This is a genomic window from uncultured Planococcus sp. (assembly GCF_947501725.1).
Classification (GTDB): domain Bacteria; phylum Bacillota; class Bacilli; order Bacillales_A; family Planococcaceae; genus Planococcus; species Planococcus donghaensis_C.
The window spans coordinates 293364-307472 of the sequence record NZ_CANMXD010000003.1; the positions used below are offsets into that span (position 1 = coordinate 293364).

Consider the following 14109-nt stretch of genomic DNA (forward strand, 5'->3'; position numbering starts at 1 on the left):
CTCATCAACTAAAAGCGCAAGCTGCCAACACCAGATGCTAATCTAACTACACAAAAGCCGAAGCAACCCGCTTCGGCTTTTGTATCGTCTTCATAATAGAAGCTTCCGTGAAGCCAGGACTGTCTGCAGAGAAGAGACAAAATGCAGGTCGAGTCCTGTCTTCAAATGGTGAAGCTGTTGTGCGTGCTGGGGTTTTATTCCTGTTACGATCCCATGGATACCCATGATCTGCAAAGTCTGCATCAGAGATTTCAAATAATCGACGCCATTCTGCTCAAGCTTGTCCATGGCAGTGAAATCCATGATGACTGTTTCAGCATCTGCTTCATAAATCTGGTTCAATATATGGAAACGGATCACTTCAATTTTGCGGGGATCCAGATCACCGAACAGCGGAATGAGCACATGCTTTTTTCCAAGGTTGATGCAAGGAGCGGATAGCTTCCGTACCTGCAGCAGCAGTTCTTCGGTCCGCTCCTTTTCAAGAAGCAGATCATAATCAGTTTCCTGAAGCCGTGTACGAAGACTCAGCAACTGGCCGGTTATTTCAAGGAGCCGGTTGTCCTTCGGCACCAGCACAAGGTTCAAGCAGAAATCGCTGGCCCATTTGCTGTAGACATCCCCCAGAAATAATTTCTTGTCCGCAGAAATAAAATTCAATTCAAGCGGTTCAGCAGACTGATTGCCGGAAAGGAAGTTGCGCGCCTTATCCTTGCTGCCCTCATCAAGCAAATCGAGGAACGCGGAACAGTCGCCAAATAGCTTCCTGGCTTCTTCAGAACATTCCACAATCGACAGTTTGCTGTTCAATTTAAAAGCAGGCAGGGGCCATTCATCAAATCGAGATACTGAAGTCATTGTCAGGTTCCTTTCCAGTCTGGATCCATTTTTTCAATTGATCCAATTCTTTTACGATGATTGTCCCTTCAGGTTCGGAAGCTGTCCAATTTGCCATAGAAACAGCCCGCCCTCCTAAGATGATAGTCGGCTTAAAATCAAGAGCTCTGAAAGCTTCAGCATATTCCTTCAAAATAGGCAGTCGATACGCGAGTGCTGCTGATAATGCGATAACTTCAGGTTGCCAGCGGTTTGCAGAGTCGATTGCGGCATCGAGCGGTAAATTCGGTCCCAAGTATTGGACCTCCCACCCGTTTTCCTTAAACAAAGAAGACACCATCTTCAACCCAATATAATGGTCTTCGCCTTCCGGCCCCAGAACCATCACTTTCTTTTTATGCGAATTTAAGGCTGGCCGACGAACTTCCGTTACCGACACAACAAAATCGCAGATGGCCGTCGCTAAATGTTCGTCCGCCACAGTAATGATATTTTTTTCCCAGAGTTCTCCGATCCAATACATGGCAGGCGTCAGAACCAATTGGTAAAGCTCATCTTTAGTATGGTTCTCCAAATATGTTTGGACTAATTGCAGGGCCTGCTTTTCATCGCCGGCCAGAAATAGATCGGCCAGTTCTTTTGATTTACTGTTCATGTCACCCTCCTTAACTTTATGAAGGCCTCAACACCGCAATGGCATTCGTTAAACAACCCGTCATAAAGATCTCTTCATCCTTATCTATATTCCCCGGAAGAATCTCCAGTAAGCGTTCAAAATTATCGATAATCAATGCGGTTTCTACATTTCTGCTTGTCAGGACTGTTTCCAGCCAGATTGTGTAATCGATGAATACCTTTTCGTCGTTCAAGGAGAAAGCTGTCTCTAAGTGATCCAGGTGGTGGTGATTATCTTTTTCCGTATGTTCAAAGCCCCGATCGCCAAAACGGTCCCACAGCGTGGGATATGCTTCATATATACTTTCAGCTGTCTCGGAAGCAATTTTGTTTTTGATATCTATATTCATTCGGCCACCACTTCGTACTGCCGTACGGTGGGAATGATTTTCGCCAGTTCCTGATCTGGGTAGTTCTTTTCCAAATCATGGATTTCTTTGAATTCCTGGCTCTTCACCCACGCCATGTAGGCAGCTTTCGTGTGCCATTCCATATGGACTGTCAATTCGTTTTTCTTCTTAGTGTTTTGGATGAGTCTGAATAAATGAAAGCCCTCCGCCAGATCCACACGGCGTGAACGCTTTTGGTATATCCCAATGACCTCCTGCGTTTTTTCAGGCGGAACAACCACTGTTGAGGTGACAATATACATTCGCTTTCCCCTTTGCATACAAATTTCATTCAATCAGTATATCACTTCGGAAAGCGAATTAAAAGAATAGCGCGGTTCTTTACAGCTACTTCGGCGAAGTCATCTCAGCAGCCGTCAGTACTGCGTCCCCCATCTATTATCTTTTTATTTCAACTATTTAAAATTTCATCCTTGCTTTCTATTGCTTAATGATTTAAGATTAGAAACATCGAACCAGAAACAACATAAACTTCATAAGATATTTCTTATCTAGAGAGACGGAGGGATTTGGCCCTGTGAAGTCTCAGCAACCAGTCTGATGAAGACACGGTGCTAATTCCAATAGGCTACGCCTAACAGATGAGAAGAATGCATTTCCAGTCAGGGGCTTTCTTCTTTTTTGAAGAAAAGCCCCTGTTTTATTGTTGAGAGGATGAGTGGAATGACAAAACACAGTTTGGAAACTTTATTGGTTCAATTAGGCAATCGCAGCGACGCTGCTACAGGAGCGGTAAATCCGCCCATCTACTTATCAACGGCTTATGAGCATCAGGGACTTGGACAATCGACCGGCTACGATTACACCCGAACAAAAAACCCGACACGCTCTGTTCTTGAAGAAGGTTTTGCTGAACTCGAAGGCGCAGATGCCGCATTTGCCTGCAGCTCTGGAATGGCTGCCATCCAACTGATTTTGTCGTTGTTCCGTCCGGGAGATGAGATATTGGTGCCTGAAGACATTTATGGCGGAACTTATCGCCTGCTGGACCATTTCGCATCCGCCTATAATATTCATCCAAAATACGCTGAATTCAAAGATGTTCAGGATACAGAACAAAAAATAACGTTGAATACACGGGCGCTCTTCATTGAAACGCCGACTAATCCGCTTATGCAGGAAATTGATCTGATCGCATATGCAGCATTAGCGAAAAAGCATAATCTTCTATTGATCGTCGACAATACATTTCTGACACCGTTCTTCCAGCAGCCAATCGAGCTGGGAGCGGATATCGTCATCCATAGCGCTACGAAATATATCGGCGGACACAATGATGTGCTTGCCGGACTGGTTGCCGCAAAAGGCGAAAGCATCTGCGAAAGGCTGTCATTCTTCCACAACTCAGTGGGGGCAGTATTGTCACCTTTCGACTCCTGGCTGTTGGTACGCGGATTAAAAACCCTGCCGCTGCGCATGAGACAGCATGAAGCAAACGCAAAAGCCATCGCGGAATTCCTGTCGCAGCAAGCAGAGATTTCAGATGTGCTGTATCCCGGAAAAGGCGGCATGTTGTCGTTCCGTCTACAGGAAGAGGAATGGGTCGGGCCTTTCCTGGAAAATATCAAACTCATCACCTTCGCTGAGAGTTTGGGTGGAGTTGAAAGCTTCATCACTTATCCCGCCACCCAGACCCATGCAGATATTCCATTTGAAGAACGCACAAAACGCGGCGTCTGCAACCGGCTATTACGATTTTCGGTCGGCGTTGAACTCGCTGAAGATTTAATCGCTGATCTGACACAGGCATTTTCGAAATTGAAGAAGGAGGTTGTTGAATATGACTGATCGCATAGAAACCAAGTTTATTCACTCTACCGGAGTTGATCCATTGACAGGGGCTGTAAATGTACCGATCTATTTGTCCTCAACATTCCACCAGAAAAGCTTAGACTCGTTCGGTCCCTTTGACTATAGCCGCTCCGGAAATCCGACGCGTCTGGCATTAGAGGAAACCATCGCAAATCTTGAAGGCGGCAAACGCGGCTTCGCCTTTTCTTCAGGGATGGCCGCCATCTCTTCCGCTTTCATGCTCTTGTCTTCAGGTGATCATGTCCTGGTGTCGGAAGATGTCTACGGAGGCACGTACCGTTTCATCACGGAAGTTTTGGATAAATTCAATATCGAGTATACGTTCGTCAACATGACCGACCTGAATGAAATGGCCAATGCGATCCAGCCGAACACCAAAGTGGTCTACTTGGAAACACCTTCAAATCCGACAATGAACATCACGGATATCGAGATTGCAGCAAAACTGGCAAAAGCCAATGGCTGCCTGACTTTCGTCGATAATACATTCATGACACCGCTTTACCAGAACCCATTGGCACTTGGCGCAGATATCGTTCTTCATAGCGCGACGAAATTCCTGTCAGGACATAGCGATGTCGTCGCAGGGCTTGCCGTCACAAAAGATGAAGAGCTTGGAAACCGCCTCGGCTTTATTCAAAATACGTTCGGTTCGGTGTTGGGGGCACAGGATTCCTACCTATTGATCCAGGGCATCAAAACTTTAGGCGCCCGTCTTGGCCAGTCATCCGAATCTGCTCGCACCATTGCTGAGTACTTGCACAACCACCCATTGATCGAAGAAGTCTATTACCCAGGATTTTCATTCCATCCCGGCAACCCGATCCACAAACGCCAGGCAAAAAGTGCAGGTGCCGTCCTGTCTTTCCGTCTAAAGGATAAAAAATCAGCCCGCGTCTTTGTGGAACATCTGCGGATTCCGGTATTTGCGGTCAGCCTGGGTGCTGTCGAGTCGATCTTGTCGTATCCCGCAACCATGTCCCATGGCTCTATGCCCGTTGAAGAACGTGAGAAACGCGGTATCACAGATGGCTTGCTGCGTTATTCCGTCGGCCTTGAACATCCCGATGACCTCGTGCAGGATCTTACACAGGCACTGGCTCAAGTAGCCCGCCGCAACGGCTTGAGCATCGCCAACTAGATAAAAATCCTTAAAGAGGATGACAGAGCCCTTTGCCCGATTCGGCAAAGGGCTCTTTTCTGCCTTCAGCTTCGTACGCTGGGGTTTAATGGACGTTCAGATGGATTTGTGGGCGTTCGGGCGGATTTGCAACCGTTCAAAATGATTTGCAGTCGTTCTGTCCGATTTGCAACCGTTCACCTAAAATCACGCAAAAACCCATCCGCCTGACAACAGCGAATGGGTTTCTTCTATATAACATCCAACTTCCTCCGGCTTCCAAACAACCCCTTTGCCGATAATTTGGGTGGAAACTAAATAAGCGGAAAATACTTTTACCCTTTTTAATCCCACAACACAAATTTAATTTCACAATATTAGTTACATCAGCCTGGTATTTGTATGGATATTGAACTAAAATACAAAATTTTTAATATAATTCACCAACTTCAATTGACATTCTCAATTAGCTCTTTATAATTGGGATTGAGAATGATTTTCATTTAACTTCTCAATTACATAACAAAGGGAGAGACATCTATGAACAAACTTTTTTATCTTGTACTAGCTTTCTTGCTTCTTGTGTTAACGGCATGCGGAAACGGCGATGCATCCGAACCAGCAACAACTGATGCCACCGAAGAAGCGCCTGAAAGCACAGAGGTTAATTTATACACTGCAAGACATTACGATGTAGACGATGAACTGTATAAGAAATTCGAAGAAGAAACTGGCATTAAAGTAAACCTCATCAAGGGGGAAGCAGATGAATTGCTTGAGCGTATTAAACGCGAAGGCGATGGCACGGAAGCAGATTTATTCTTAACTGCAGATGCTGGACGCCTATTCCGTGCAAAAGACGATGGATTGCTTCAGGCAGTGTCGAGTGACCTTCTAAACGAGCAGATTCCAGAAAACTTCCGTGACACGGATCAAATGTGGTACGGCTTAACTAAACGCGCACGCGTAATTGTATATGATAAAGATACGGTGAAACCCGAAGAGCTTTCAACATACGAAGCATTGACAGAAGATGCTTGGAAGGGCCGTGTATTGATCCGAAGCTCTGAAAATGTCTACAATCAGTCATTATTGGCTTCATTCATCGAGCTGGATGGTGAAGAGCAGGCAAAAGAATGGGCTGCAGGACTGGTGGAGAATTTCGCCCGTGACCCTGAAGGTGGAGACCGTGATCAAGCCAAAGCGATTGCTGCGGGAGTCGGTGATGTCGCCATTATGAATAGCTACTATTTCGGACAGATGCTGAATTCTGAAGATCCGGCTGAAGTGGAAGTTGCAGAAAGCCTTGGCTTATTCTTCCCGAACCAGGAAACGACTGGAACCCACGTCAATGTAAGTGGCGCAGGAGTTGTTAAGGCTTCCAAGAACAAAGAAAATGCCATCAAACTGCTTGAGTTCCTGTCTGCTCCAGAAGCACAAGGAACGTTTGCAGAAGCCAATTATGAGTACCCGGTAAATGCGGAAGTTGAACCGTCTGAACTCCTGAAATCATGGGGCGAGTTCGAGGAGCAGGATATCCCATTATCTGTTTTGGGAGAAAACAATGCAAAATCGATTTTGATCTTTAATGAAGTAGGCTGGAAATAATCGTTATGCTGTCCCCTTGCTGTGTGTTTTTTGCAGCAAGGGATTTCTTGCGATTGGAAGGGTGTAGAGGAACATGCAAAGAAGATTAGCAAATGTAAATGTTTGGACGGTTGCAGCAATCGCTATTATCGCTGCCTTGTTTTTGCCGAACTTAACGATTGTAACGGGCCTGTTCACACCCTCCAATGAAAACTGGGAGCATATGAAAGAGTTCGTCCTATGGTCCTTCGTCAAAAATTCTGTGGTTTTGGTTGTTGCTACTGCTGTTTCGACGATCATCATCGGCCTGAGCCTGGCGTGGCTTATTGCCCAATACCAGTTCCCATTCCGTCGATTTTTGAAATGGGCATTGATCTTGCCACTTTCCATTCCACCTTTTATCGGTGCTTATACCTACCATGGCATCGTCAATTATACTGGCGTGATCCAGACAACGCTTCGTGAGAATTTTGGCATGGCTTTGAATCCGGCGCACTTCGACATCATGAACCTGCCAGGTGCAATTTTCATCTATACGATTTTTCTCTATCCATATGTCTATACAATCTCTCAAGTTTTTCTGTCGCAGCAATCCGCTTCTTTAATTGAGAGTACCCGGTTGCTCGGAAAAGGGGCATGGCGAACTTTTTTTCAGGTCGTTGTTCCGATTTCCCGGATTTCCATCATCGCGGGCGCCAGTTTAGTTGTCCTTGAAGTGCTGAATGATTATGGAGTAGTGAAATACTACGGCATTCAGACCTTTACAACAGCAATCTTTCAAACATGGTTCGGCTTGGGCGACCTCGAAACATCCATTAAGCTCGCAGCTTCCTTGATGGGTTTTGTCATAGTGATCCTGCTCATCGAAAAAATACTGAGAGGCAGACGGCAGTACAGTTATTCTTCCACTAAAGTTCGCCCCCTTCCGCTTATCCAGCTGACAGGCTGGAAGGGATTTGCAGCAGCTGGCTATGGTTTCGCCATACTGGGCTTAGGATTTTTCATACCTGTTGCCCAGCTGATCGATTGGACAATTTTGACTTTCGGAACCATTCCACTTGATGATTTCATGGCTTATATGAGAAACTCCATCTTTGTGGCAGGGTTCAGCGCTGCAGCCATTATCATTTTCGCCTTGATTGTCGGCAATTTCGCCCGCCTTGTTCAGGGACGATTGGCTAAACTGCTGCCGAAACTGACAGTTCTCGGCTACTCTATTCCCGGAGCTGTCATTGCAGTGGCTGTCGTAACCGCCTTTGTCGCATTGGATGAGTTTCTGGCCCCGCTTTATCGGGTGGCCGGCATGAATACAACACTCGTCCTCAGCGTCAGTATCCTGTTGCTTATCACTGCTTACATCATCCGTTTTTTCGCGATCGGCTTTAGTTCGATCGAGACTGGCTATGACAAAATCGGAACGGATTTTCAGGATGCTTCCCGCCTCCTTGGTGCCGGGCTGACGAGAACTTTTTTCAAAGTGGACATGCCCTTAATGAAAGGCGCGATCATCAGTGGCTTCATCTTAGTTTTTATCGATGTGCTGAAAGAAATTCCGTTAACCTTAATTTTAAGGCCGTTTAATTTTGATACACTTTCTACAAAAGCTTTTCAGTATGCGAGTGATGAAAAAATCATGGAAGCTTCCCAGGCTTCTTTACTGATTGTTGGCATCAGTGCTTTAGCCATCGTTATCTTTTATAAGTTTCTGGAAAAGGAGATGGATTGACATGTTTGTATCAATTGAAAACCTAAGCTTTTCCTATCCGAATACAAGAGTTCCTGCACTCGATAATTTCTCATTGCAGATCGAAAAAGGAGAAGTGATTTCGATTCTCGGAAGAAGCGGAAGTGGAAAAAGCACGGTTTTGCGTTTATTGGCCGGGCTTGAAAAGCCGTCTAATGGAAAAATCGCGATTCAAGATCAAGTTCTTGTTGATGACCGCAATTTTGTACAACCTGAAAAGCGTGGAATCGGCATGGTGTTTCAGGACTATGCGCTGTTTCCTCACTTGACGGTTGCTGACAATATCTTGTTTGGGCTTTTCCGCCTGAAAAAAGCTGCAAAGCAGAAGCGCCTCCAGGAAGTCCTGGAGCTCGTAGAACTGCAGGGCTATGCAAAGCGCTATCCCCATCAATTGAGCGGTGGCCAGCAGCAGCGTGTAGCGATAGCGAGAGCACTTGCTCCAAACCCTTACCTTCTCTTACTCGATGAACCATTCAGCAATCTGGATGCAGAGCTGCAGGAGAAAATACGCAAAGAGTTGCGGGATATCCTGAAAAAAGCAAACATCACTTCCATCTTTGTCACGCATGATGAAAAGGATGCCCATATCCTCGCAGATCGGATTGTCAAAATCAGAAATGGCCGAACCGACTTTATCGGTCGACCATGTGATTTGCTTGATGTCTATCGAAATGAAAAACAAAGTATTCCACCAGTATCAGAAGATAAAGAACTATTGTATACCTGAAAAAAGCCAACACACGCTTGTAACCAGCGATGTGTCGGCTTTTTTTAGATTCCAATCTTTTTTTCAGAAGCTCTCATTTTCGAGACATCCATAGTCGTTCAAATAGATTTGTGGGCACCACTCAGACGGATTTGCAACCGTTCAAAATGATTTGCAGTCGTTCAGCCCGATTTGCAACCGCTCTCCCAAAATCACGAAAAAAACCCATCTGCCTGATGACAGCGAATGGGTTTCTTCTATAATACATACGTAGTTTAGTTTTCTCCGGCTGCCGACAAGCTTGCCGTCTTTTGCTTCAGATCATCCGTTTCAATCGTTTTACGGGCAACACCAGTCTCTATTGCTGCTCTAGCAACTGCAGACGCAACTGCAGACGCTACACGCAAATCAAATGGTTTCGGGATGACATAATCTTCATGCAGTTCATTTGTTTCCAATAAGCCCGCTATCGCTTCGACAGCAGCGATTTTCATTGCGTCATTGATATCTGTAGCCAACACGTCCAAAGCGCCTCTGAAGAGTCCTGGGAAAGCCAATACATTGTTGACCTGGTTCGGGAAGTCGGAGCGTCCTGTACCAACGACTCTGGCTCCCGCCTGCTTCGCTAAATGTGGCAGAATTTCAGGATTCGGATTGGCCATTGCAAAGATGATGGCATCGCTGTTCATCGTTCTGACCATCTCTTCAGTCAAAGCACCTTCTGCCGAAACGCCGATAAAGACATCCGCTCCGTGGATGACATCTGCCAATAAGCCTTCCTTACGGTCGTAATTGCTCATTTCAGCCACTTCTTCTTTATATGGATTCATGCCGTTTTTGCGTCCCTTGTAAATGGCGCCTTTCGTATCACACATGATCAGGTGGCCGAAGCCGAATTTACTCAGTAATTTAACAATGGCAATCCCTGCAGCTCCTGCACCGTTTACGACGATTTTGGTTTCCTGCACATCCTTGCCCACCAATTTCAATGCATTGATCAGACCAGCCAATGTGACGATGGCGGTGCCATGTTGATCATCATGAAACACGGGAATGCCCATTTCTTTTTTCAGGCGCTCTTCCACAATGAAACAAGTAGGGGCTGAAATGTCTTCAAGGTTGACGCCGCCGAAGCCCGGTTCAAGCAATTTCACCGTTTGGATGATGGTTTCAGCATCTGTCGTATCCAAGCAAATCGGGAATGCATCCACTCCAGCAAACTCCTTGAACAATATAGCTTTCCCTTCCATAACCGGCAACGCCGCCAGCGGCCCTATATTGCCAAGTCCCAAGACAGCTGTACCATCTGTAACTACAGCAACCATATTGCTTTTCATCGTATAGTCGTGGACTTTCGCTGGATCTGCAGCGATTTCCCTGCAAGGTTCAGCAACTCCTGGAGAATAAGCGAGGCTCAAGTCCCTTTCGTTTTCTACTGCCACTTTCGACCGAATCTCCAATTTCCCTTGATGCGTCCGATGCAATTGCAACGAGTCGTTTTTCAGCTTAGACATTTGCCTCATCTCCCTTTGTTTATAATTGTTCATTATAAAGGGTATTCGAAGAATTGAAAGAGTTTTCGCTCAATTCGGGAAATTTTCAGACTTTAGGCGGATAGAGAGTTAAAGTTGTAATTCCTTTACCAATAATGTTCTCTGTCGAGTGTAAGCGTTCACAACTCCATGTCGATTGAAAACGGAGGTTCTTCAAACTCTATATCAGAAAAGCAATTACTGATTCATTTAAAAATTCCTGCACATGTTTTGGCTGATTGGCTCTCCACTTAAAAATGCCTGCCATTCCTTCGGCAGGCGCTCTTTTTATTCTGTTTCAAGCTCTTCCAAAACGGAGGTCACAACGAATTCCTCTTGGCCTTCCTCCTGCATCCGGTATTCACGTTTTATCTCACCGTAGCCTTCGGCAAAATAAGATCTGCTGAGGGAGTCTTGCTCACCTTTACTTTCGAGAACAACCACCTGCTCGAAATTTTTATAAGGCGTTTCAACTGTCGTCTCCGTTTCGACGACTGTCCGCTCTCCGATAACCATTCCGGATTCCAACGGGAAGGTCAGGTAAGTCCGGATCGGCTCGAGCGCCTCCAGTTCTTCGCGTGTTGCTGTGTAGTCTTCGTAAAACTCAACTTGTTCTTCCACCAGTTCGATTGCGTCTTCGCTCAACCTATAAACTCTGAGCGCTACAGTTCCGCCGTTGTTTTCGTAGACAGCCACATGCTCACCTTCCAGATAAACTGTCCGCAATGTAAAGTTTGCGTACTCTATTCCTTCACCGAGAAAAGAAGCTGTCGAACCGTCCGGCATTAAATAGTCATACGGATCTACAGTCGTTGCCTCCCCTTCCGAAGCAGGCTCACTTACGGCTTCTTCTGCACGTTCTGGGTCGTCCGCAGTTATGTTGGTATCCGATCCTGGCGGAATCTGCACTTCCGGCTCTTCATTTCCACATGCTCCCAAAAGCAGTACCAACGCTGCACTGCAACTTATTAATCTGGGCATACGAATCCTCTCCTTTTAAAAAAGTGGCGTTGAGGACAGTTCGGTTATACGCCAACCAAAGCGACAGACTTCCAGATACCGCTACAAATGAAATGAATCATCATAAAGCGGCTTCATGTGTAAATCATATTCTTTTTTTACATCTTCGATATCATAGATTTCACCGGGATTGTCGGGACTGTTCATTTGCTCTACCTGCTCATGGACCAAATCGGCAAAATACTTTCCACAGGCGATATCATTCGGATACTTCGCCTTTACTTTAGCCACCAGCTCTTCATTGAGAATTTGATTGAACGCATGATACATAGCTGCATTGACAATGGTCAACGATTTTTTCGAAGCATAAGACACCATATAATAATTCCCGTAACGGTCCTTGAGCAAATCCCTCTTCGCCACAATCTCCATAACTTCGCCCTCCTTTAGTTCTATACTGTTCCATACCCTTCCACCTGTTCAAAAAAACAGCTCGCGAAAATATCTCGCGGGCTGTTTTTCTTCTAAATATTCCTTCGTCTGTAAATAACACAAGGAGACTTTTAGTGTGGCGTTCCTTGGTCCAGCAGTTCCCGGTCCTTCGAATCCGATGATCGGCTGCGGGACGTTCAGATGTACATGAGAATATCGTTTTTCAACAAAGTCACAAGCGCCATAATCGGATTTTTTCCGGTTTCTTTTTTCGGTCGAGAATGCCATTTACATCGAAGACAATTCCCTGCTGCCCAAACAATAAGTCCTCAAATTGCCGCCAGCCCCCTTCTTTGTATGGTTTATGCGGCACTGCCAGGATAACGGCATGTGCCGGTTTCAGTTGGTGCTTGCTTAAGAGAACCGATTCGTAATAGCGTTCTGCATCCTCCTCGGAGGCATAAGGATCGGCCAACTGCACTTCAATGCCATATTCCTTCAGCTCCTTTACTATATCGATCACTTTGGAATTTCGGAGGTCGGGGACATCTTCTTTAGAAGAAAGCCCTAATACCGTAACGCGGCCATCCGCTATACTGATATTCTCCTGAATCATTTTTTTGATCAGCGACTGTGCAATGAATTTGCCCATTCCGTCATTGATGTTGCGTCCCGACAAAATCACTTCTGAGTTGTGGCCGACCATTCTTGCTTTGTTCGCCATATAAAATGAAGCCACTTCAACTCCCTGTCCACCGACCAGATCCGGAAACACCTTCACGAAATCCCGTTTGCTTCCTGCTGTCTCCAAAACCTCTTGTGTGTCGATTTTTAAGCGCTCACAAATCAACGCCAATTCGTTCATCAACGCCACATTGACATCCCGCTGAATGTTCTCGATCAGCTTTGCTGTTTCAGCAACACGGATAGATGGCGCTTTATGGATGCCGCCAGTCACGACACTTCCATATACAAGTTCCAGAAAATCCGTCACATCTTCATTTTGCCCTGCCACTACTTTTTTTATTTTTGTAAAGCAGTTTTTTTTGTCTCCAGGTGAAATTCTGGCAGGGGAATAGCCAACAAAAAATTCCTTCCCACTTTCAAAGCCCGAGTATTTCTCCAGCAACGGAATACAGATCTCTTCGGTCATCCCTGGTGCCACAATCGATTCCAAGACTACTACCGCCCCTTTTTTCATATGTTCCCCCACACACCTGCAGGCTCCCTCCAAAGCAGAAAGATCTGGCAGCTTCTCTTCATCCATGGATGCCGGCACAGCAATGATGATGAATCCTGCGTCATTCAGATCTGTTGGGTCAGCCGTAAAAAGGATGGTCGATTTTCTGAACTCCTCACGGCTTACTTCATTCGTTTTATCCAAGCCGATCGTTAAGGCCTGAACTCTCTCTGTACTTGTATCGTAGCCGATGACAGGGTATTTTTGGTTGAAGGCAACCGCGATGGGCAACCCGACATAGCCCAGACCGACTACGGCTATTTTTAAGTTTTGCAACATAGCACTGAATATCCCCCTTTTTCTACTACTCAGACTCAAGCAGTGGAATTGTCTGAGCCGGTTGTTCCAATCCTCTGCAATATCCGCTGTCTTTTCTCTTTTATGGAATCCAACAATCAGCTGTATCTTGTTTAGTTTATGCAGAAATCCTGGAATACCGAATTTCTCTTGGCTCACACATGATGGATTCTTTAATTAGCGGAGCGGCTTCAGGGCATCCTGAATTTAGGTAAGATGTTTTTTAAAAAATTCGGTTAAAGCAGGTTTTCTTTTTCCATCAGTGAAGTGATCAAAATAGGCTGGCCTTTTGAATCCAATGCCAGTTTCCACGAAATCACATCATCGACGTTATTGTGGATGTGCATGTTGATGGCAAAGGACTTGAGTCGATCGAAATGGGGAATGCTGCTGCCTGCGAACACAAAACGTGTCTGTGGATGCTTATCGATTTTTTCTAAAGTATTCAAGTCATAGGCATGTGATTTCAAGTTCCCTTGATGATCCAATCCGCATGAGATGCCTCCGATCTCGTCTGCAAATCCAGAGACGCTTTCCACAGTGCCAATTTCCAAACTGCCCGACAGCAATGAAATCGTATTGTTTTCACAATATGTCACCAAATGAATCGTGTTCAGGGCATAGGGATAGATTTTGTTCAGAAATGGATGCTGTTCGATCATGTCATCATTCTGAAATGGCAGATCCCTTCCAAACTCGCCCACTTCTTCTTTAAAATAAAACTCGTTGTAATATTTTTCTGCGTCCATTTGCTTCA

At 45.5% G+C, this 14109-nt stretch carries 14 protein-coding genes and 1 riboswitch; of the genes, 5 read left to right on the forward strand and 9 right to left on the reverse strand.

The window, feature by feature from the left end; genetic code table 11:
- Nucleotides 1-90: 90 nt before the first annotated feature.
- The 4 genes from Q0785_RS06035 to Q0785_RS06050 are packed head-to-tail and all read right to left on the reverse strand — an operon-like array spanning nucleotide 91 to nucleotide 2164.
- Complete coding sequence (locus Q0785_RS06035) at nucleotides 91-858, reverse strand: STAS domain-containing protein (RefSeq protein WP_298827019.1); 768 nt, start codon at nucleotides 856-858, stop codon at nucleotides 91-93.
- On the reverse strand, nucleotides 836-1492 hold the full coding sequence (locus Q0785_RS06040) for a cobalamin-dependent protein (protein WP_298827021.1): 657 nt from the start codon (nucleotides 1490-1492) through the stop codon (nucleotides 836-838). Before Q0785_RS06040 ends, Q0785_RS06035 begins: the two co-directional genes overlap by 23 nt.
- Before the next feature lie 16 nt (nucleotides 1493-1508).
- A complete protein-coding gene (locus Q0785_RS06045) occupies nucleotides 1509-1862 on the reverse strand; it encodes a hypothetical protein (protein ID WP_298827023.1) in 354 nt (117 codons plus the stop codon).
- Nucleotides 1859-2164 (reverse strand): antibiotic biosynthesis monooxygenase family protein, encoded by a 306-nt coding sequence (locus Q0785_RS06050; protein ID WP_223634228.1) that lies wholly within the window; start codon nucleotides 2162-2164, stop codon nucleotides 1859-1861. Before Q0785_RS06050 ends, Q0785_RS06045 begins: the two co-directional genes overlap by 4 nt.
- A gap of 242 nt (nucleotides 2165-2406) precedes the next feature.
- Nucleotides 2407-2510: riboswitch (SAM riboswitch) on the forward strand.
- 75 nt (nucleotides 2511-2585) lie between these two features.
- Between Q0785_RS06050 and Q0785_RS06055 the strand changes: the two genes are divergently transcribed.
- The 5 genes from Q0785_RS06055 to Q0785_RS06075 all read left to right on the forward strand — a co-directional run bounded on the left by Q0785_RS06055 (nucleotide 2586) and on the right by Q0785_RS06075 (nucleotide 8912).
- Entirely contained in the window at nucleotides 2586-3710 is a 1125-nt protein-coding gene (locus Q0785_RS06055; protein ID WP_298827027.1) for a methionine biosynthesis PLP-dependent protein, read from the forward strand.
- On the forward strand, nucleotides 3703-4875 hold the full coding sequence (metC, locus tag Q0785_RS06060) for a cystathionine beta-lyase (RefSeq protein WP_298827029.1): 1173 nt from the start codon (nucleotides 3703-3705) through the stop codon (nucleotides 4873-4875). Before Q0785_RS06055 ends, metC begins: the two co-directional genes overlap by 8 nt.
- A gap of 519 nt (nucleotides 4876-5394) precedes the next feature.
- Nucleotides 5395-6462, forward strand: a complete 1068-nt coding sequence (locus tag Q0785_RS06065) for a Fe(3+) ABC transporter substrate-binding protein (protein ID WP_298827031.1) — start codon at nucleotides 5395-5397, stop codon at nucleotides 6460-6462.
- A gap of 73 nt (nucleotides 6463-6535) precedes the next feature.
- A complete protein-coding gene (locus tag Q0785_RS06070) occupies nucleotides 6536-8167 on the forward strand; it encodes an iron ABC transporter permease (protein WP_298827032.1) in 1632 nt (543 codons plus the stop codon).
- 1 nt (nucleotide 8168) lies between these two features.
- Nucleotides 8169-8912: an ABC transporter ATP-binding protein gene (locus Q0785_RS06075; RefSeq protein ID WP_298827033.1), complete on the forward strand. Its 744-nt coding sequence runs from the start codon at nucleotides 8169-8171 to the stop codon at nucleotides 8910-8912.
- A 254-nt stretch (nucleotides 8913-9166) separates the two neighbouring features.
- On the opposite strand, the gene Q0785_RS06080 is transcribed toward Q0785_RS06075, so the two are convergent.
- From Q0785_RS06080 to Q0785_RS06100, 5 genes are all read right to left on the reverse strand, one after another.
- A complete protein-coding gene (locus Q0785_RS06080) occupies nucleotides 9167-10405 on the reverse strand; it encodes a malic enzyme-like NAD(P)-binding protein (protein ID WP_298827035.1) in 1239 nt (412 codons plus the stop codon).
- A 306-nt stretch (nucleotides 10406-10711) separates the two neighbouring features.
- Nucleotides 10712-11404 (reverse strand): hypothetical protein, encoded by a 693-nt coding sequence (locus Q0785_RS06085; protein WP_298827038.1) that lies wholly within the window; start codon nucleotides 11402-11404, stop codon nucleotides 10712-10714.
- A gap of 81 nt (nucleotides 11405-11485) precedes the next feature.
- Complete coding sequence (locus tag Q0785_RS06090) at nucleotides 11486-11815, reverse strand: hypothetical protein (protein ID WP_298827041.1); 330 nt, start codon at nucleotides 11813-11815, stop codon at nucleotides 11486-11488.
- A gap of 232 nt (nucleotides 11816-12047) precedes the next feature.
- Nucleotides 12048-13334 carry a nucleotide sugar dehydrogenase gene (locus Q0785_RS06095; RefSeq protein ID WP_298827044.1) on the reverse strand — a complete coding sequence of 429 codons (1287 nt, stop codon included), beginning with the start codon at nucleotides 13332-13334 and terminating at the stop codon, nucleotides 12048-12050.
- A gap of 254 nt (nucleotides 13335-13588) precedes the next feature.
- A complete protein-coding gene (locus tag Q0785_RS06100; RefSeq protein WP_298827047.1) occupies nucleotides 13589-14101 on the reverse strand; it encodes a sugar-transfer associated ATP-grasp domain-containing protein in 513 nt (170 codons plus the stop codon).
- Nucleotides 14102-14109 lie beyond the last annotated feature (8 nt).